At 36.7% G+C, this 20,929-nt stretch carries 9 protein-coding genes; 6 read left to right on the forward strand and 3 right to left on the reverse strand.

What is annotated here, in order from left to right; translation table 11 throughout:
* The first annotated feature begins 6 nt into the window (after nucleotides 1-6).
* A complete protein-coding gene (locus ACIGAM_RS05015) occupies nucleotides 7-4,053 on the forward strand; it encodes a two-component regulator propeller domain-containing protein (RefSeq protein ID WP_396510362.1) in 4,047 nt (1,348 codons plus the stop codon).
* A 31-nt stretch (nucleotides 4,054-4,084) separates the two neighbouring features.
* Here ACIGAM_RS05015 and ACIGAM_RS05020 read toward each other — a convergent pair whose 3' ends face one another.
* Nucleotides 4,085-5,512, reverse strand: a complete 1,428-nt coding sequence (locus tag ACIGAM_RS05020) for a nucleoside hydrolase-like domain-containing protein (RefSeq protein WP_396510363.1) — start codon at nucleotides 5,510-5,512, stop codon at nucleotides 4,085-4,087.
* Between the two features lie 439 nt (nucleotides 5,513-5,951).
* Between ACIGAM_RS05020 and ACIGAM_RS05025 the strand changes: the two genes are divergently transcribed.
* From ACIGAM_RS05025 to ACIGAM_RS05035, 3 genes are read left to right on the forward strand one after another with little or no spacing between them, the layout of a single operon-like run.
* Complete coding sequence (locus tag ACIGAM_RS05025) at nucleotides 5,952-7,121, forward strand: endo-1,4-beta-xylanase (protein WP_396510364.1); 1,170 nt, start codon at nucleotides 5,952-5,954, stop codon at nucleotides 7,119-7,121.
* A 60-nt stretch (nucleotides 7,122-7,181) separates the two neighbouring features.
* Nucleotides 7,182-8,915, forward strand: coding sequence for a glycoside hydrolase family 43 protein (locus ACIGAM_RS05030; protein ID WP_396510365.1), 1,734 nt, complete (start codon nucleotides 7,182-7,184; stop codon nucleotides 8,913-8,915).
* A 46-nt stretch (nucleotides 8,916-8,961) separates the two neighbouring features.
* Nucleotides 8,962-9,924 (forward strand): glycoside hydrolase family 43 protein, encoded by a 963-nt coding sequence (locus ACIGAM_RS05035; protein WP_396510366.1) that lies wholly within the window; start codon nucleotides 8,962-8,964, stop codon nucleotides 9,922-9,924.
* A 63-nt stretch (nucleotides 9,925-9,987) separates the two neighbouring features.
* On the opposite strand, the gene ACIGAM_RS05040 is transcribed toward ACIGAM_RS05035, so the two are convergent.
* Both ACIGAM_RS05040 and ACIGAM_RS05045 read right to left on the reverse strand, forming a co-directional pair.
* Nucleotides 9,988-12,789 carry a glycosyl hydrolase 115 family protein gene (locus ACIGAM_RS05040; RefSeq protein ID WP_396510367.1) on the reverse strand — a complete coding sequence of 934 codons (2,802 nt, stop codon included), beginning with the start codon at nucleotides 12,787-12,789 and terminating at the stop codon, nucleotides 9,988-9,990.
* Nucleotides 12,790-12,812: 23 nt separating this feature from the next.
* On the reverse strand, nucleotides 12,813-14,963 hold the full coding sequence (locus tag ACIGAM_RS05045) for an alpha-glucuronidase family glycosyl hydrolase (protein WP_396510368.1): 2,151 nt from the start codon (nucleotides 14,961-14,963) through the stop codon (nucleotides 12,813-12,815).
* Between the two features lie 247 nt (nucleotides 14,964-15,210).
* On the opposite strand from ACIGAM_RS05045, the gene ACIGAM_RS05050 reads away from it, so the two are divergent.
* Nucleotides 15,211-17,148 carry a sialate O-acetylesterase gene (locus tag ACIGAM_RS05050; protein WP_396510369.1) on the forward strand — a complete coding sequence of 646 codons (1,938 nt, stop codon included), beginning with the start codon at nucleotides 15,211-15,213 and terminating at the stop codon, nucleotides 17,146-17,148.
* 610 nt (nucleotides 17,149-17,758) lie between these two features.
* Nucleotides 17,759-20,926 (forward strand): SusC/RagA family TonB-linked outer membrane protein, encoded by a 3,168-nt coding sequence (locus tag ACIGAM_RS05055; protein ID WP_396510370.1) that lies wholly within the window; start codon nucleotides 17,759-17,761, stop codon nucleotides 20,924-20,926.
* Nucleotides 20,927-20,929 lie beyond the last annotated feature (3 nt).

Below are 20,929 nucleotides of genomic sequence, written 5' to 3' on the forward strand. Positions count from 1 at the left end.
AAAATTATGAAGCATACCACATTTTATATTTTTCTTTTTGTCTTAACAGGTATTTCTGCTCAAAATATCAAGTTTGAGCATTATAATGACACCTATGGTTTGTCTCACAATTCGGTGCGGCATATTGTGCAGGATGATCAGGGATTTTTGTGGTTAGGAACCTTTGGCGGTCTTAACAGATTTGACGGGTATCAATTTAAATCGTATTTGAGTACCACAGAAGATTCAAACAGACTACAGAATGACGACATAACGGCACTCGAACTCGATGCAGATTCTCATAATTTATGGATAGGTACACGAAAAGGGCTCACCCTTTTTCAAACAGATAAACAAAAGTTTACGACCTACTTATCAGATTCTTCTAAGTCTGGTAGCCTGCCCGACGAGGAGATACGGGCAGTTTTAATAGACAAAAATAAGCGCGTTTGGGTAGGTACAAAGAATGCCGGTCTTTATTTATTTGATTCAGAAAATCAAATTTTCAAAAAAATTGATCTTCCTGATGTTAGTTATGTTAAAGAGATTTTTGAAGATTCTCAGGGTAATATTTGGATAGGAAGTTTTGGTAAGGTAGGAGTTGCTAAAATAACATTGAATTCGGTCAATGCGATTCAAGAAATAACAACTTACAACCTAACCATACATAATTCTACAGAAACAAATCCGTATCTCAATTTTATTTTTGAAAATACTCAGGGTGAATTGTTCGCAGGAACCCGCAAAGGTCTTTTTAAACTAGAGCGAAGTACCAATAAATTCACCGATTTATATATTGAAGACGAGACGATACGAGAAAATTTAGGACCGTATTTTCTATCTATAGCAAAAGCTCCAGATGGTAAATACTGGTTAGGAACTCTAGGCGGACTTATAGTTTGTGATCAATTAGAAGATATTCAATCAGGTAATTTTACGTGGTATTATGCCATACTTTCTGACGATACCTCGCTGATAGATAATTTAATTTCAGCGTTGTATTTTGATGCTTCCGGAGTATTATGGATAGGCACTGAAGATGGTCTCGATAAATACGATCCCTATGAAAATGAGTTTAAGCTCAATAAAGATATATCAACATTTATAGACAATCAGGCTCCCAGAATTCGGGGTTTTGCACAAACCTATACTGGCGATTTAATCGTTGCGACCTGGCATAATGGGCTGTTTTTATATGCTAACAATCACATAAAACCACTACAGGATTTTAAGGAAAATATTGCAAGTATTTATTCTGATGATGGTATCACTTTTTACTGTGGTCTATGGAATGGCGATTTACTGGTTTATAATTATAAAAGTAACACCGGGAAAGTTGTAGATATTGGTTTTACAAACTCGGCGGTACTATCTGTATTAAAATATGATGCTAACACTTTGATTGCAGGGTCTTTTGGTGAGGGTCTGCGTATTCTCGATTTAGAGACGTTGCAACCTAAAGTTGATCACGGTAATTTATTTTCGGGCTATGAGATAAATACTATTAAAAAACTAGAAAATACCTTATGGATTGCTACGGAAACCGGAGTGCTAACCTATGATGTATCTACTCAAAAAACACGGGAATACCGACATTCAAAATCAGAAAATTTTGAACTTCCGCAAGATAATATCAGTGATATTTATATAGATACATTACACAATAAAATATGGGCAGCCACGCGTCTGGGGCTGGCTGCTTATGATAAAACAACAGATCGTTTTAAATTTGTTGAGGAGCCAAAAATTTTAAAAAATAAATGGATTACAGATATAGCATTAGATAAGCGAGGCAATATGTGGCTTAATATGAATAATAATAGTATTGCCAAGTTTGATGTAAACAATAAAACTGCTAACATTTATAATGTTATGAGTGGTAATCGTCTGGATATTTTTAGTTCTAGCGGATTTTACAATTATAATGATGCTACGATTTATTTAGCCGGAAAAGACGGTATTCTATATTTTTCGCCTTATGCAATTACCGAAAATACCTACGCTCCTAAACCCATAATTACCGAGTTTAAAGTTCAGAATAAAGAAATAATACCGGGCACAACTGTAAATGGACAAGTACCCTTTGAAGAGGATATTAACCATAGCAGAAGCGTTACGCTCAATTATGCAAATCGCAATTTTTCGATACAGTTTTCTACACCTACGTATACGAACGAACGTCTAAATAAATTTCAGTATAAATTAGAAGGTTTTGATAAAGATTGGATAGAAACTACCAGCGGTTCACGTACGGTGCAATACACAAATTTATATCCCAGAACCTATGTATTTAAATTAAGAGCAGCAAATAGTGATGGCGTATGGAGTGAAACTGCTTCTTATCAAATAGAGATATTACCCTCTTTTTGGCTAAGTTATAAAGGTGTTCTCTTAATACTGCTTTTTGTGGGTATTCTATTTTATATTCTTAGAAAACAACTAAAAATACGATTGGCATTAAAACAGGAATTACTTCTGGAAAAAGTAAAACGAGAGAAAGATGAGAAATTAAATAACGATAAGCTGCGTTTTTTTACAAATATCTCACACGAATTAAGAACACCGCTAACACTAATTCTGGGTCCTGTAAAGCAATTACTGGAGCTTGATAATACTACAGATTATGCACGCAGTCGTGCAGATTTAATTTATCAAAATGCAAATAGATTGCTGCGTCTGGTAAATCAAATTCTTGATTTTAGAAGAGCAGAAACCGGCGAATTGAAGCTTCGGGTTTCTAAAACTGAAATTTTAGTAAGCACAAAAAATATATTCAACAGTTTTATAGAACTGGCCCATTCTAAAAATATAAATCTTAATCTAAATATTGAAAAGGAACATCTTATGTGCTGGATTGATATGGATAAGTACAATAAAATCCTATATAATTTGCTTTCTAATGCGATGAAGTTTACAAATACATTTGGTAACGTAGATCTGTATTTAGGTTTTAAAGACGGGAATAAAAAAATACTAGTTATTGAAGTTAGCGATGACGGAATAGGAATTCCTGAAGAAAGTCAGGAAAAGATCTTTTCAAGATTTTATCAGGCTCATAACAGTAAAGATAATACCACCGGCACCGGTATAGGGTTGTCACTGGTAAAGGCTTTAGTAGAAATTCACAAGGGAAAAATTCGAGTAAGTAGTAATCCCGATAGTGGGAGTGTTTTTACCATAGAATTGCCGGTAAATAAAAAGGCCTATAAACGCGAAGAAATTTATGATTACAAACCAGATCCTAAAAGTATTGAAGAGTTAGTACCCATAAAGCATTTAGAAAATACCCTTACTCCTGTAAAATCTGTTCCCGGAAATACCAATATAAAGCATAAAATTCTGGTAATAGATGATAATACCGAGTTACGTAATTATATTGTAGAATACCTGTCTGGCTATTACAAAGTGTTTGAAGCCGAAAATGGAAAAGAAGGGCTTGAAATCTGCCGTAAGGAAAAACCGGTACTTTGTGTGGCAGATGTTATGATGCCTGTTATGGATGGGTTTGAATTTGTAGAAGAACTAAAAGCAGATGCTAATATTAGTCATACTGCTGTAGTGATGTTAACCGCTTTAGCTGAAAATGAAAACCGAATTAAAGGCTATAAAATAGGTGTAGATGGGTATTTAGTTAAACCTTTTGATCCTTCACTCCTAAAAACACGCATAGACAATATCATTAAAATTCATTTTGATCTTAAGCAGAAATTTTCTGGCGAAGAAGAAGGAGACGTACTAAAGCTGGCACACTCGCAGATAGATATTGATCTAATCTCTACAATTAAAGAGATTATAGATAAAAATATTAATAATCCCGAGCTTACTCCCGGTTTTTTAAGTGATGCAATGGCGATGAGTTCATCAAAGTTATATCGTAAAATTACCCAGCTTACAGATTTATCACCCAACGAATTTATACGTACTATTCGTTTAAAAAAATCTGTACAACTATTAAAAACAAAAAAACACAATGTATCTGAAGTAGCTAATCTTGTAGGTTTTAATGACCCATTATATTTTAGTCGCTGCTTTAAAAAACAATTTGGCAGGTCTCCCAGCTCCTTACTTAAATAGAATTAGGTTTTATTTTGATATATCCTTAAACCTAAGGTTCAATAGTTACAATTACACGTTTATAACTAGACAATGCCGGTTCTCCTTTATCGGTTACTTTGAGTATAAAATGAGCGGTTTCTGGCTTTGTAACACGAGGTGCAATCACATATGCATTGTGTACATTTTCTGCACCATCTACTTTAATTAGCTTTTTATAAGAACCGGCTTCAGGATAATTAAACCATAAAAAACTAAGATTATCGCCATCAGGATCTGTAGTTTCAAAGGCATCTAAAGCAAAACCTTCACCAGATTTTACCGTTAAGCTATCAGAGTGACTCAATTTTATTATCGGATTGTGATTAGCATCTGCGTAGCTTTGAACAGACCAGTCTATACGCGCTGCAAAATCATTCTGAAAATCTGCTCTCCAGCGCCATAACGTAGCTTTATTATCAGCATATGTGATAGTGGTGTCTACCTTTACACTTCTGCCATATTCATTAGGTTTGTAGGGTGTATACCTGTCTATAGCATCTGTATAAATAGGACGTGTTTCTGCTTCCAAAGGCACTCCAGAATTTCCTTTTTTTTGTTTTGAAAAATCGGGTTTATACAATTCATAGCGGCCACCCCAGCCGCCCCATTCGGGATGTTCAGGAACATTTAGACCGTTAGGGATTAAAGATAGAAAAGAGGGAGTATCACCTTCAACTCCCCACGCAACATCAGGATAAGCAGCACCTAAAGGACCGTGATTTTGCTGAATGTTTTCTGCTAACCACGTATTACTTATTTGCGAATTATCAATTCCCTGAATTACACTGTTTATGGTAATCCAGGTTGCACTACCGTAATCGTCCCCGGGACTTACAATATAAAATAGATCGGGAAAATTTTTACGTATCCAGACGCCGCTATCATCCTGATCTGAAATAGTATATACTCTAAGTTTTGCAATAAGGCGTTTTGTTTCGGCGGCAGTGCGTGTATTTTTAATAGTAAATAAGGCCTGCGCTAAAGTATTTACACCTCCCCAAACAGGTATCCATAACGGGCGGGAATCTTCTTTTTCTAGTTCCTGAATAATCCACTTAGAACCTTCACTTTCTTTTCCTGCACCTACGCCTAACATTCCATAGACAGACGGCCCTTTTTTAACTAAAGAGGACAGAGTAGAAGCTTCGGGAAAACCCTTTGCGTGTTTTAAAAGATTTGGCTGAACTCTAGCATACGCATTAATTATTTTATGAATAGACTCGGGGTTGATTTCTGTTTTATGCCAAACAGAAGTTGTGGCAATAAGACCTTTTAAGTCAATTTCATTAGCATATAAAAACAAACGAATAAAAGATTGTGTATCATCTGGATCAGCTTCAATATCTGATAAAATAATAACCCGATGTTTAGTGACGTCTTGGGCTAAAACCAGCGAGACATTTATTAAAAAGATTAAAACAACTAAATATTTTTTCATAATTAATTTTTATAAATGAATGCGCAAATCAGGTACATCTTTGAGTTACCAGAATTTTATGTTCGATTAGAGTTAAGATTTTGAGATTACTAAACTGTTTTTTTAATGCTGTTTTACAGTAAGTTAAAAATATATTTATATCAATATTTAAGAATAGCCTGTAAATATCAATTAATAATACTATACTTGTAGTCAAATAAACTATAACTATTTAAAAGTAGTAAATATTTTAGTTGTTTACATTTTTTGTAGAAGCAATTTTTTTAATAATCTACATAATGGCTTTGCGTAAATTGAAAGAATAGAAGAATGGTCTTGTTAATTATTATGTGATTTTCATTTTACGAAATCGATATACTTAGAAGTTTTTGGTCACTTTAGAGTGAATAAAATGGTGAATTACGATAGATTAAATTATAAACTTCAAAAATTAAAAATTATGTATAGGTTACAGAATTCCATTTTTAAAAACATCTTTCTTGTAGGTTTGATTTCGTTTGCTTTTTTGAGTTGTAAAACCAATAATTCAGAGGAGCAGGATGAAGTTGTTGCTGAAAAAATGCTTTCGTTAAAAGATGCGTTTGAAGGTGAGTTTTTAATAGGTACTGCACTAAATCTAAATCAGATAGAAGGTCGTGCAACTAGTGACATAGCACTCATAAAAGAGCAGTTTAATTCTATTGTTGCTGAAAACTGTATGAAGAGTGAAAACTTATTTACAGCACAAGGTACTTACGATTTTACGGCAGCAGATGCTTTTGTAAAATTTGGTGAAGACAATAATATGGTGGTACATGGGCATACGCTTATTTGGCATTCACAACTTCCGGAGTGGTTTTTTAAAGATAGTCTAGGTAATCAAATAGATAAAGTAGCACTTACCGAACGGATGAAGAGTCACATAAGTACTGTTGTAGGGCGTTATAAGGGCAGAGTGAAATCGTGGGATGTGGTAAATGAAGCGGTATTAGATAACGGTGAATTGCGTAAAAGTAAATTTTATGAAATTCTGGGAGACTCTTACTTAAAGTTGGCTTTTGAATTTGCTCACGAGGCAGATCCCGAAGCAGAATTGTATTACAACGACTATAACACTTCATACCCAGAAAAAAGAGCAGGAATTATAAAAATGCTCTCAAAACTTCAAAGTGAGGGTGTGCAGCTAGATGGTATGGGAATGCAAGGTCACGTAGGTATAGATAAACCTACGGTAGCTGAATTTGAGAAAAGTATCACGGCTTTTGCAGATTTAGGGTTAAAGGTTGCAGTTACCGAATTTGACATAACCGTATTGCCATTTCCTAAAAACTTAGATGGGGCAGAAGTAAGCAATAATGCCGAGTATAAAGAGGAGATGAACCCGTATATAAATGGAATCCCAGATTCTCTAAATGTAAAGTTTACTAACCGCTATCTCGACTTTTTTAAAGTGTTTTTAAAGCATCAGGATAAGATGGAAAAAATTACTTTTTGGGGTGTTAATGATGGAAACTCGTGGAGAAATGACTGGCCTATAGCCGGTCGTACAGATTACCCTTTACTTTTTGATAGAGAGAATAAAGCAAAACCGGTAGTTGATTCTATAATTAAACTGGCACTTAAAAAATAAACTGAATTGCCCGTACAGTTTTGGTAACATAGTTCAATCTTTTGAATTAAATATGTTTTTATGAATACACGTATATCTATTGTATTAGTCAGTTCAGTACTACTTTTTAGTTCGTTTTTAGTACAAAATAATTTAAGTAAGCCTAAGACGCCGGCATCTCGTAATCCGGTATTTAAACAGGCTATTTATGAAGGAAAAGATGAGGTATACCAAAATAATCCTTTAGCTGAAGGAGAGTTTTACAACCCCATTTTACAAGGCTGTTATCCTGACCCTGCAATTACCCGTAAAGGCGATGATTATTATATGGTTTGTTCCTCGTTTGCTATGGTACCGGGAGTTCCTATATTTCATTCTAAAGATTTAGTAAACTGGACGCAGCTGGGTCACGTCTTAGATCGTAAATCTCAATTGAAGGTTGAAAACTCTGGTATTAGCGAAGGTATTTATGCACCAGGAATTACCTATAACCCTAATAACGACACATTCTATATGATTACAACGCAAATTGCCAGCGGTATTGGCAACATGGTTGTAAAAACTAAAGATCCTAAAAAGGGTTGGAGTGATCCTATAAAACTAGATTTTGGTGGGATCGATCCCGGTTTGTTTTTTGATGATAATGGTAAAGCTTATGTAGTGCATAATGATGCTCCAGATGGCGAACCGCTATACAACGGTCATCGCGTAATTAAAATTTGGGAATACGATGTGGAGACCGATAAAATTATACCGGGTTCAGATCAGGTGATTGTTAATGGCGGTGTTAATCTTGCCGATAATCCTATATGGATTGAAGGACCGCATATTTATAAAAAAGATGGCTTATATTATTTAATGTGTGCTGAAGGCGGAACCGGTGATTGGCACAGTGAAGTGATTTTTGTGAGTGATAATCCTAAAGGTCCTTATACGCCTGCGCCATCAAATCCTATTTTAACACAGCGTCATTTTCCCAAAGACCGAAAAGACAAAGTAGACTGGGCGGGTCACGCAGATTTGATACAGGGTCCTAATGACACATACTATGGAGTGTTCTTAGGTGTACGCCCTAACGAGCAGGATCGTGTAAATACTGGGAGAGAAACTTTCATTTTACCGGTTGATTGGTCTGGAGAATTTCCGGTATTTGAGAACGGCTTAGTGCCCTTAAAACCTAAATTAAAAATGCCTGAGGGTGTGGTTAATCAAACAGGGAAAGCGGGATATTTTCCTAATGGAAATTATACATATACAGAAAACTTTAAGAGTGACACGCTTGATTACCGCTGGATTGGACTAAGAGGACCGCGTGAAGATTTTATAAAACAAACAATAGCAGGCTTAGAAATTAAACCCTTTGCAGTTTCTATAAAAGAGAAGAAGCCCACATCAACTTTATTTCACAGACAACAACACAAAAACTTCTCATTTACAACGACGCTTACCTTCAATCCTAAATCGGAAAAGGAGCTGGCAGGACTTGTATGTCTGCAGAATGAAGGGTTTAATTATGTTTTTGGAGTTACCAAAAATGGTAATAAAAATCACCTGCTTCTTGAGCGAACAGAAAATGGAAAATCTACTCTTATAGCTTCCGTTGCGATTGAAAATACAACCAATTTAAATCTTAAAGTAGAAGCTCTGGGCGATGCATATCGCTTTAGTTTTTCCGAAGAAAATAGTAACAATTTTATAAATCTGGGAGGTACTGTGTCTGGAGATATATTATCTACAAACAATGCCGGTGGTTTTACAGGAGCGCTAGTAGGCTTGTATGCAACAACTGCTAATGACACAATTTTCACTAAATAAATTATTGAAGACCGCATTAAATTAGAATTACACAAATACATTATTCATGAAAGAACCAAGATATCTAGCCAATCACGCGTATATGGCAGATCCTTCTGCACACGTTTTTAATGGAAAAATTTACATTTATCCGTCTCACGATGTAGAATCGGGTATTGCAGAAAATGACAATGGCGACCATTTTGATATGCGCGATTATCACGTATTTTCTATGGAAAAGATTGACGGTGCAGTAACTGATCACGGTGAGGCCTTACACGTGAGCGATATCCCATGGGGTGGAAGACAACTTTGGGATTGTGATATCGCTTTTAAAAACGGTACTTATTACCTATACTTTCCGCTAAAAGATAAAACAGATATTTTTAGAATAGGAGTAGCAACCAGCGATAAACCTGAAGGTCCTTTTATACCCAGGGACGCACCTATGAAAGGGAGTTTTTCTATAGATCCCTGCATATTTGAAGATAATGGAAATTACTATATGTATTTTGGAGGTTTATGGGGCGGTCAATTGCAACGCTACCGTGATGGTAAAGCCATTGAGAATCCGTCTGAGCCTGCAGATGACGAACCAGCTTTGCCATCTCGCATAGCAAAGCTTTCTGATGATATGCTTGAGTTTGCAGAAGAATCTAAACCAATTGTAATTTTAGATACTGACGGCAAGCCATTAATAGCAGGAGACCACGAGAGACGATTTTTTGAAGCATCATGGGTTCATAAATACAACGGCACGTATTACTTTTCATATTCTACAGGAAATACGCATAAGTTATGCTATGCAACAGGAGATAGCCCCTATGGGCCGTTTACGTATCAGGGAGTTATAATGACACCGGTTGTAGGCTGGACAACCCATCATTCTATACTCGAGTTTGAAGGTAAGTGGTATTTGTTTTACCATGATTCAAAACCTTCCGGAGGTAAAACCTGGTTACGTAGTATGAAAGTTGTTGAGCTTGAATATGAATCAGACGGCAGCATAAAAACCTTAGAAGGTTTGTAAATGCAGAATTAAGAGCAAAAAAAGAGAGGCATTAGCCTCTCTTTTTATTTTACTGCTTGATGTTTACTTCTCATTAACCAAACTTTCTGGAGGAACGAGATATAATTCTTGTTTATTTGAGGAAGCTTGTAAAACTATATGTTGAAGTACAATACCGGGATCTTTACCATAGATATTGAGTGTATGTTTTCCCGCTTTTAAACGTAAGTAAGTTTTAATACGATTTCTATTAGTACGCAATACTTCATCCCAATCCTGCAAACCATCTTTCTCTAAATTGAGTGTCTTAATCTCATCATTATCTAGTGAATAGCTAAATTCTAGACCTCCGTGATTAAGAAAGTCTAGGGTAGGAGATAACAAAAACTCAAGATTACCTTCAAAATCTTCTTTAACCGTAAAGTCATAGGTAATCACAGTATTTTTTGGGTTAATGTCTTTACTAAATTTATGTATAGGTCTTATTGCGCTGTTTAGGAGTCCTAAATCGGGTAGAAGTTCCCAACCTGTTTGAGTTGTAAATGCCGTTGCCGGGATGCTAACTATACCATTATATTCAAGATGTCCTTCAGTATCTACTTCAAATGGCTCATAATTTACTTGAAGTATGACATTAGAATTGGCCTGAGAAATTATAAACTGTGCAGTCGTTTTAGATTTTGGAATTTCATCTTTTTTTAATTGAAGTGTAAGCTGAAGATCTTTCGTTAATGTTCCTTTTTTGTTCGAAATACTAAGCCATTCTGGAAGATTTTTTACGTTGTAAGTAATCTGTTTTTTTCCGCGGTTAAATAAAGTAATGGTCTGCTGACTATGGTATTTGTCAAAGGCTAATATATTTAAGGTGTCTTTTTCAGGAAAAAAATCGGTGCTTCCCGCAGTAGAAATTCCCAGACTTCCGGCTTCGGGAATAATTATAGATGCAATTGATGGCATCGTGTTCTCTTCGGGTTGTTGCCAGTAGGTATATCCTATATGGGTTTGAGACATCATATGATTCCATTTAGAATCGTTGAGCTGGTGGTATTTTTCAGTAAGTTTTTTATCTTTTTCAAAATACTCCTCAACCTGCTTACCATAGTCAGCCGTTGATAATCTGCCTTGCTCTGCATAGCGTTTATTTTTCGCGGAAGCGATATACATACGGTTAAGATTTGCCAGTGCTTGAATGGGAAATAAAACCAATTGATAATAGGCAGCTTGATGAGTTTCGGGTAATTTTTGCTGAATAGCTAGAGCCAGATCTTCAAGATTTGCATACTCTTTTAAAATCGTGTCAGCTTCCTCAAAATTATCTAGACTATAGGTTTCTGAATCTAATAATTCGGGTTTACGTCTACTTGCCAATGTTGAATACGTTTGCAGCAGCTCAGCAATTTCAGCTGAGTAGGTGTCACCAAATTGGCCGGCTGCCCATTTTTGAGGATAGGCCTTTAAGTCACTCAGCGTAAAAGCTTCAGGATTCCAGGCGTAGTCAAGGAAAAAGCTGGTAGGGTATTCCATAGGCTTAATATCGCCAACATTTACAAGCCATATTTTTTGAGCGTTGTAAGCATAAGCGAGTGACATTTGCTCATACACCCGGCTTATTTGTGTTGTGTTTAGCCACTTATAACTGCGTGGACCGCCCACATAATCAAAATGATAATAAATACCGTAACCCCCTTTACGGTTACCCTCATCTAAAGGCGGCAGTTTTCTAATATTTCCCCAGTTGTCGTCTGCCAGAAGCAGCGTGATATCTTCAGGAACGCGCATTCCCTGGTCGTAATAGTCCTGTACTTCTTTATATAATGCCCAGAGCTGTGGTGTCTCTTCTGCCGGTTTTTGCGTCACTGAGGCAATGATTTTACGTTGCTCACTTACAATAATTTCAAGTAGTGAAATAGCTGTTCCCTCGGTCATCGGTTCGTCGCCATCTCCCCGCATCCCAACAGTTACAATACTTTCCTGAGCACCCATACGCTCAATTCCTGTTTTCCAAAATTCATTTAGTTTTTCTGCATTGGTATTAAAATTCCATTCACCACTCCCATATTTTTTCCATTCAGACTGTGCACGCATTAAGGGTTCGTGATGAGAAGTTCCCATTACAATACCGTATTTATCTGCCAAAATAGGGTTTTGAGGATCGTCATCATTAAAAGATTTACCCCACATTGCAGGCCACAGGTAGTTTCCTTTCAGTCTTAAGATAAGTTCAAATACGTGTGCGTAGAATTGATGGTTAAATCCACCAAATTTTTCCTCAGCCCAACCAGATAGTGCGGGCGCTTCATCATTTATAAATATTCCCCGATACTGTACTTTAGGTCCCGGGTTGACGTACATATTTTCAGTAAAATACAATTCTGATGCCTTCGCTATGGGTACATCTGCCCACCAATACCAGGGAGATACGCCCATCGCTTCAGAAAGAGTATATACTCCGTAAATGGTGCCGCGTTTATCGCTTCCGGCAATGATTAGGTTTCCATCTATTTGTTGAATTGTAAAAGCTTCCCAGGAATTTCTGATTGAGTCTACATCAAGATTTCCTTCTTCAATAAGATTGTCTATAAACCTGTTTTTACCAATAGTACCTATAATTATAGATCCTATTTTTTCAACATTATAGCGTTTAGAACTGCTTTTAGCGGTTACCCGTTCGATATCCTTAATAAAGTTATCTGCGGCCAGCAGAACACCTTCAAAATCGCTGGAGTCTATTACAACAGGCGCTGTATCTTTAGTAGATGCAAGGGTAAAACTTCCAGTTACAAATTCAGTTGAAATTAATTTTTGCTGCGCAAATAGCGTGCAGTTTAACAGAAGCAACACCAACGTGAAATTTAAGCGCTTTCGATACATTGTATTAGTATTCATAACTGATAATAAGTTCTATTTTATTAATCCCACGAGGGATTGATTCCGGGTGCATACCTATTTCTAAAATTTTTGTAATACTCAAGAGTATGCGACGCTTTAGGAATAAATGCCGGCATTTCTAGTTGTGAAAATTCCTGAAAATAAAGTAAACACGCGTCACGCCACCATTTTGCTTCTTTAAGCTGAAGTTTTAAAAGCATTTCGGTTTCTGTAAAAACATCAGTTCCCACATAGGGTTTCATTTGCTGCCAGGTTGCAATCATACTCTCAACCGTTTCAACACCATTTTGATAGTGCTGCGCAAGATTATACCATAGCGTATTGCCATTGTTCATGGTATAATCCCAGGGTAAATGATGAAACCAAAGTAGGTAGTTCTCAGGTGTTGTTTTTGGGTCATTATAGAGTTCCTGAAGCTCTGGCGCATATTGTTCTAGCGCATTACTACCCGTATTAGTTCGGTCAAACCCAATGCCGTTTTTATCTGCTTTGTGATAATACACCGAGTTCCAGTCTGCTCTCCCCAGATAATCTACCCACGGTCCCGGACCCTGGTGATGACCCGCTGCCATAATATGATGCAATCCTAGTGGAGTTCTATAATCTACGGCAGCTTCGCGTGAATTTAGAAGAAGTCTGGTCATCGATTCTACAAACTTAGGGTTTGAAGTAAAGGTCATTTTAAGCCATTCTTTCGCAATATTTTCAGCTTTTAAATTGGGATTCCACGCGAGTCTGCCATAGCCATACCAATTGGCTTGTGCAAATGGGTGCCCCGTCCAATTATGGGCGGTTCCTATATTAGATACTCCTGCAATACCGGTAAGTTTTTTAGAACTTAATGACCCATCAATGACTTTGGCCACCGTACTACCTGCTCCCTGGCTAAACGTTTCTTCCTGCAGGGTTTCTTCAAATAATTTAGGCAAGAAGGTTAGATGTGAAATGCCTCCTAAATATTCCTGAGTGATTTGAAATTCGATCATTAAAGAGGAATTGGGCATAGCGCCAAAAAGCGGATGAAACGGCTCTCTGGGCTGAAAATCGATGGCTCCATTTTTTACTTGAACCAGCACATTATCTTTAAAGGTCCCATCAAAAGGTACAAACTCAGAATAGGCTTGTTTTGCCCGGTCGTCTGGTTTTTCGTCTGAATATACAAATGCCCGCCACATTACAATACCGTTATGAGGTTCAAGGGCTTCAGCCAGCATATTTGCACCATCTACGTGCGAACGCCCATAATTATTAGGACCCGGTTGGCCTTCAGAATTAGCTTTTACCAGAAAGCCTCCAAAATCAGGTATCTGCGTGTAAATCTCGTTTACTTTTTGGTTCCACCAATTACGCACCTCTTGATTTAAGGGGTCTGCTGTTTCCAGGCCACCTATCTCAATAGGAGCAGAAAAGCGTGCAGTGAGATATACTTGTAAACCATAAGGGCGAAAAGCATCTGCGAGTGCCTTTACTTTTTCCAGATAAAAGGGTTCTAGAATTTCGGCACTTGCATTAACATTATTTAAAACCGTACCGTTAATTCCTATTGAAGCGTTAGCTCGTGCATAGTCTATATATTCTTTTTTAATGACCTCTGGCAACAGGTGCCAATCCCAGATAGAAAAACCGGCATAACCGCGCTCAACTGTGCGATCTAGATTATCCCAATGATTTAAAAGTCTTTTTTGTAATTGCGGATTCTCAAGCACATCTATGTTTTGCAGGGAATTATTTTGCTGTATTTGATTTAACAGGTAATAGGTACCGTATAAAAGTCCCTTATCTGTTGTTGCCGTTATAAGAAGAAGCTTCTTTTTATTGACTTGAATAGGTTTAATATAAAAACCTTCTGAACCTATTTCCTGAGTGCTACTAAGTTGTTCTGATTCTGCTTCAGAAAGATCTGCTACTTTAGAGATAAGCAGTGTAGGCGAGGAGGTAGCAAAATTGGGGTTGATACTAAGCATAGCTGGTACAGCTATATTTAATTCGTTTTTTATAACAGCTGAAGTGGGTGTAGTACTACGAAGTTCCACAGTATTAAGAATCGCGGTATATTCTTTTGACAGGGTTTCATTTTGAATTGGATGGTATTGTAACCATAAATTGTATGCATCCTGACTGTAAGAATGCATAGAAACGCAAAGCATTATTAAGAATAAAAGTTTTTTCATGGTATACTGTTCTGAATGTGAGTAAGTCGCTTTAAAAAGAGCTATAAGCTACATTTAAACGAAATCGATTGCATGATTTTAAATTTAATAACACGAATTAAGAGGTGATCAATCAAATTTAATTAAATTTAACCACATATAGTAATAATGACCATATCATAATTTTAATTATTAGTGGTCTTTACGATATAAGAATAACACGTTCACATAAGCCAAAACATCATTTTTTTAAATAAAAGTAGGGACTATGAATACATATATATATAAAAGCACAAACAGTATTTTAGTTTGTCTGTTCATGTTATTTTCAATACCTCGGATTGAAGCTCAACTAAAACTACCTAAGCTCGTAAGTGATGGGATGGTCGTACAGCGCAATACTGAAATCAATATTTGGGGTTATGCAGATTCCGGTGCGCCTGTAATGGTGTCTTTTTTAGGAAAGCACAAAAAAGTGAAAACTAATAATACAGGAATCTGGATCACAACATTTAACACTCCTAATCAAGCCGAAGCGTCCTCAGTTACTATAACATCTGCCTTAGAAACGCTTACTGTAGACAACGTACTGGTAGGCGATGTCTATCTATGCTCAGGACAGTCAAATATGGAGTTGCCTATGTCGCGTGTAAAACCTCTTTATGAAGAGGAAATCGCCACAGCAAATTTTCCTGATATTCGTTATTTTGAAGTTCCGAAAGTATATGATTTTTCAGGCCCTCAATTAGATTTACCGGGTGGTAAATGGGTTGCGGTAAACAGCGCAACTATTGAAGATATTTCTGCAGTTGCCTATTTTTTTTCTAAAGAAATTCATTTAGATCAAAATGTTCCTGTGGGGATCATTAACGCCAGTTTAGGTGGTTCTCCTATAGAATCCTGGTTAGATTATGATGCACTAAAATCATTTCCCGGAGCACAGGCTTCAGCTCAAAAATTTAAAAGTCAAAGTTATAGAGATAGTATAGCAACTAGCGATATTAAACGGCAGCAAGACTGGTATTCAAAATTAAATAACGCTGATACCGGCTTAAAGAATAACTGGAAATCGGGAGAATTTGAGATTTCAAATTGGGATTCGATGCAAATACCGGGCTATTGGGCAGAAACTAATCTAGGCGCTCTTAATGGTGTTGTGTGGTTTATGAAGACAGTTAATCTTCCTAAAGAACTCATAGGAAAAGAAGCGCATCTAGAAATGGGAAGGATTGTAGATGCAGATTCAATCTTTATTAATGGGACATTTATTGGAAACACGACCTATCAATATCCACCAAGACGTTATGAGATTCCAAAAGGTATTTTAAAAGAAAAGAACCAGCTTGTAGTTCGGGTAATTAATGAGCAGGGACGTGGGGGTTTTGTTGAAGATAAAGACTATGAAATTCGTTTTGAGGATACAGTGATAGACCTTAAAGGCACGTGGCAGTATAAACTGGGAGCAATCCAAGAGCCGTTAGCTTCTCCTACTTTTATTAGGTGGAAACCTACCGGATTGTATAACGCCATGATAAACCCATTATTAAATTATAAAATAGCCGGTATGCTCTGGTATCAGGGTGAGTCTAATGTGAGCAATGCAGATGAGTATAATGAGTTGATAAAAATTTTAGTTAATGACTGGCGCTCTAAATGGGTGCAAGGGGATACTCCTTTCTTATTGGCGCAACTTGCTAATTTTCTTAAATCTTATGAAGAACCTACAGAGAGTGACTGGGCCAAGATGCGCGAATCGCAGGAAGCTGTGCTGGATTTAAAAAATACGGCTATGGCCGTTTTAATAGATGTGGGTGAGTGGAATGATATTCACCCTTTAAATAAAAAGGATGTAGGTCATCGGCTTGCCTTAGGAGCTAAAAAACTGGTCTATCATAAAGATGTTGTGAGCAGCGGACCCCGATTTAAATCTTTAAAAATTGAAGATAATAAAGCAATCGTTCATTACGACTTATTTAATTCTTCAATTCAAATACAAGGGGCTAAACCCCAGGGATTTGCTGTAGCAGGAGCAGATGGTAAATTTTATTGGGCGGAAGCTCAGGTTGTAGGAAACACGATTGTATTAACAAGTGAGCAAGTTTCAAAACCATTGTATGTGCGGTATGCGTGGGCAGATAATCCTGATACTGTAAATGTATTTAATACTCAAGGATTACCTGCATTGCCATTTAGAACTGATAAATAGCGATGACTGCTTTTACCTGATATTTATAGACTCTAGTTAAAATATCTAGTGAAATTTTAAAAATACCCCGAGACGTTATTCCGGGGTATTTTTTTTTGAGTGCGTGTTATTCCAGATCAAATTAAATGCGTGTTATGAGCAATTTTTGTATGCGATACAAATTGTAATCAAATTATATCCTTCTGCGAAGAATGTAAAAAATACATTAATATTTTTGAAAGCGTAAAAATTTCAAAATTATAGTCATTTTGACTACAAGTTGTCGTTTTAGCGCGAAATTTTCACCAAAAACTATGTAAAAATTGGTCAAAAAAGTGTGTTTTTCGCCTAAAAATGAAGCGATTTTTGTTAAAAAAATTGGCGTTAGCCCAGTGTATACAGGCAATGCTTCAAAATTACGGTTGGCTTGCTACAAATCTTTTACACAATTCTTGATTCTGCCGATATATTTGTTAGAAGTCATCAAAAAATAATCAACGTCTTATTTACTTCAATCGTTTTCGTTTGATTGAGCAAATTCTAAAAAATAATAGAATGCACATAAATTCAATCGATATAGTAAAGCAGTTGCTTAATCATCTTTAAACTCGTTATTAAACTATCTATGACAATGACAAAACATTTACTTAACAAACTCAAACCGAAATTTTGTGGTGTGTATCTCACGCTACTGGTGAGTCTGATTTCGCTTGCGGGATTCGCTCAATCTACAATTACCGGTACCGTATCTGATGATACTGCACCTATACCCGGTGTTTCTGTTTTATTAAAAGGAACCCAAAATGGGGTCGTAACCGATTTTGACGGAAATTATTCAATTAGTAATGTTCCTGCAGATGGCGTTTTGGTCTTCAGCTATGTGGGTTTTCAGACAAAGCAAGTACCCGTAAATAATCAAACATCTATTAATCTTACACTCGAGGTTGATGTATCATCTTTAGATGAAGTAGTGGTAATCGGTTATGGTAAAATGAAACGTTCTGATGTTACCGGAGCTGTGGTTTCAGTTTCTAGCGAAGCGATAGAAAAATCGATACCTACCACTTTAGATCAGGTTTTACAGGGTAGAGCTGCCGGTGTTCAAATTCAACAAAATAGTGGTGCTCCCGGCGCAAGTTCTTCTATACGTATTAGAGGGGTGAGCTCAATCACGGGTTCTAATGAACCTATTTTTGTTATAGACGGGGTGATCGTAGACAGCAATACAGGTCAGGGTGGTCAAAATGCATTTGCCTCTATTAACCCATCAGACATTGTTTCTGTAGATATTTTAAAGGATGCTTCTGCAACGGCTATTTATGGTTCGCGTGCAGCAAACGGAGTTATTCTTATCACTACTAAACGAGGAAAAAATGGTGCGGCTACAATCACGTATTCCAATTACATAGGTTATCAAGAAATTCCCAAACAATTAGAGTTATTAAACTTGTGGGAATATGCTATTCATAAAAATAACAGAGCAGATCTGGGTATAGTACAGCGGGATGCAGACTTTATAAGACCAGATTTGTTAGGTGAAGGTACAGACTGGCAGGATGCGATGTTTGACCGGGCGATGATGAAAAATCATAACCTTTCTGTCTCTGGCGGAAATGAGAAAAGTACTTATAATATGAGTATAGGTTACTTAGATCAGGAAGGTATTGCGCTGGGTTCTTCTTTTGAGCGTTTTACGATGCGTGGTGTTTTTGATTCTCAGGTAAAAGATTATGTGAAAATGGGAATCAATTTTGCGTTCAATACCATTAATCAAAATACAACCTTTTCAGATCAATCCTTAATTCTTACGGCCTTAAGACAAACACCTAATGTCGCTGTACGTAATGCAGATGGCGATTTTTCGGGTCCGGTAAATGAAGAGTTTCCGCAGAGTAACCCGGTAGGTTTAGCTTTTCTACGTGATAATCGTGCCGAAAATACGGGTATACGAGCCAATACTTTTGCTGAGATCGAATTTGTTGAAGGACTTAGTTTAAGAACGGAATATTCTATTGATTACGGTTTTCAAAATGCTTACACGTTTAACCCTTCGTATTTTTTTAGTGAAAGTGTTTCTAACACAAACAGAGAGGGAACGCGTACTAAAGGATATAATAAATATTACAACATCCGTAACGTATTGACCTATGATCGCTCGTTTGGGGTGCATAGTATAAATGCAATTCTGGGGCAGGAATATCAGGAATCTTATTTTGAGAATTTATTTGGGTATAGATCTGGCTATTTAACAAATGGAGCTACAGATTTAAATGCAGGAGATGCTACTACAGCTCGTAATTCTAATGCCAGTTTTAAAAGTTCTCTTAATTCGTATTTCGCAAGAGCCTTTTATTCATTTGATGACAAATATCTTTTAACGGCAACCATACGCTATGACGGTTCTTCAAAATTTTCAAGAGAAAACAGATGGGGTTGGTTTCCTTCTGCAGCATTAGCCTGGAAGGTTTCAAACGAAGATTTCCTAAAAGAAAATGATTTTATAAACAACCTTAAATTACGTCTGGGATATGGGGCAGTAGGGAATCAAAGTGTTCCTAACTATGCATACACATCTATTTATGCCGCTTCTCCTACACCTTTTGGAGCCGGTTTATTGGCTGCAAATACAGCAAATGCAGATTTGCAATGGGAAACTACCTACTCAAGCAACTTAGGTCTTGACCTTAATATGTTTAATAACCGCCTAGAATTTATCGCAGACATTTATTATAAGAAAACTAAAGACCTTCTATTATTGGCTCCCTATCCTGATTATGCAGGTACAAGCGGAGTAGGGGCAACTTCAGCACCTTATGTGAACATAGGTTCCCTTGAGAATAAAGGTCTGGAGCTTACTTTGAATACGGTAAATATTGATAATGGCAACTTTCAATGGAAGTCAAACCTCATATTCACATTAAATAGAAATAAAGTTTTAGGTCTGGCTACGGAAACCGGAATTTTAAACAGAACACTTCAGCAAGGTTCAGATATTACGATTGTAACGCGTACAGCTGTAGGAAAACCTATAGGGCAGTTTTATGGTTATAAAGTAATAGGTCGTTTTGAAGATGCAACAGATTTTTATTACCGAAATGAAGCCGGAGAAGTTGTTCCTACTGCATTACCCGAAGGCTTAACCATAAGTGAAAATGGCGTATGGATAGGAGATTACAAATTTGAAGATATCAATAACGATGGCGTAATTAATGAGCAGGATCGGGATTACATAGGAAACCCATTACCAGATTTTAGTTATGGTATAGGAAACTCGTTTAGCTATAAAGGTTTTGATCTTAACGTACAGCTATCTGGGCAATATGGGAACGAAATTGTTAATTATCAAAGACGTTTCTTAGAAAACCCAAGAGGTAATACAAACCTATTACATACTGCTTTAGGTTATGCAGAACTAGGCTTAATTAATCCTGATGGTCCTAATGATTACCGAAACGTGCAGATTGTAGGCGGCGACCGGTATATGCCTAGAATTGCTGCATCATCGGCGGCATCAACCTCAAACTTTAGATACAGCAACCGTTTTCTTGAAGATGGGTCGTATTTGAGAATTCAAAATATCTCTTTTGGATACAGTCTTCCTCGAGATTTTATAGAAAAATTCGGTTTACTCAATTTTAAAATATTTACAAACCTTCAGAATGTTTACACATTCACGAAGTACTCTGGTTACGATCCTGAAGTGGGCTCCCTTAATCAGGATGCACTATTAACAGGTATTGATAATGGTCGTTATCCATCACCTCGTATTTATACACTGGGTCTAAATGTCAATTTTTAATAA

The sequence above is a fragment of the Leeuwenhoekiella sp. NPDC079379 genome (assembly GCF_044542075.1).
Classification (GTDB): Bacteria; Bacteroidota; Bacteroidia; order Flavobacteriales; family Flavobacteriaceae; genus Leeuwenhoekiella.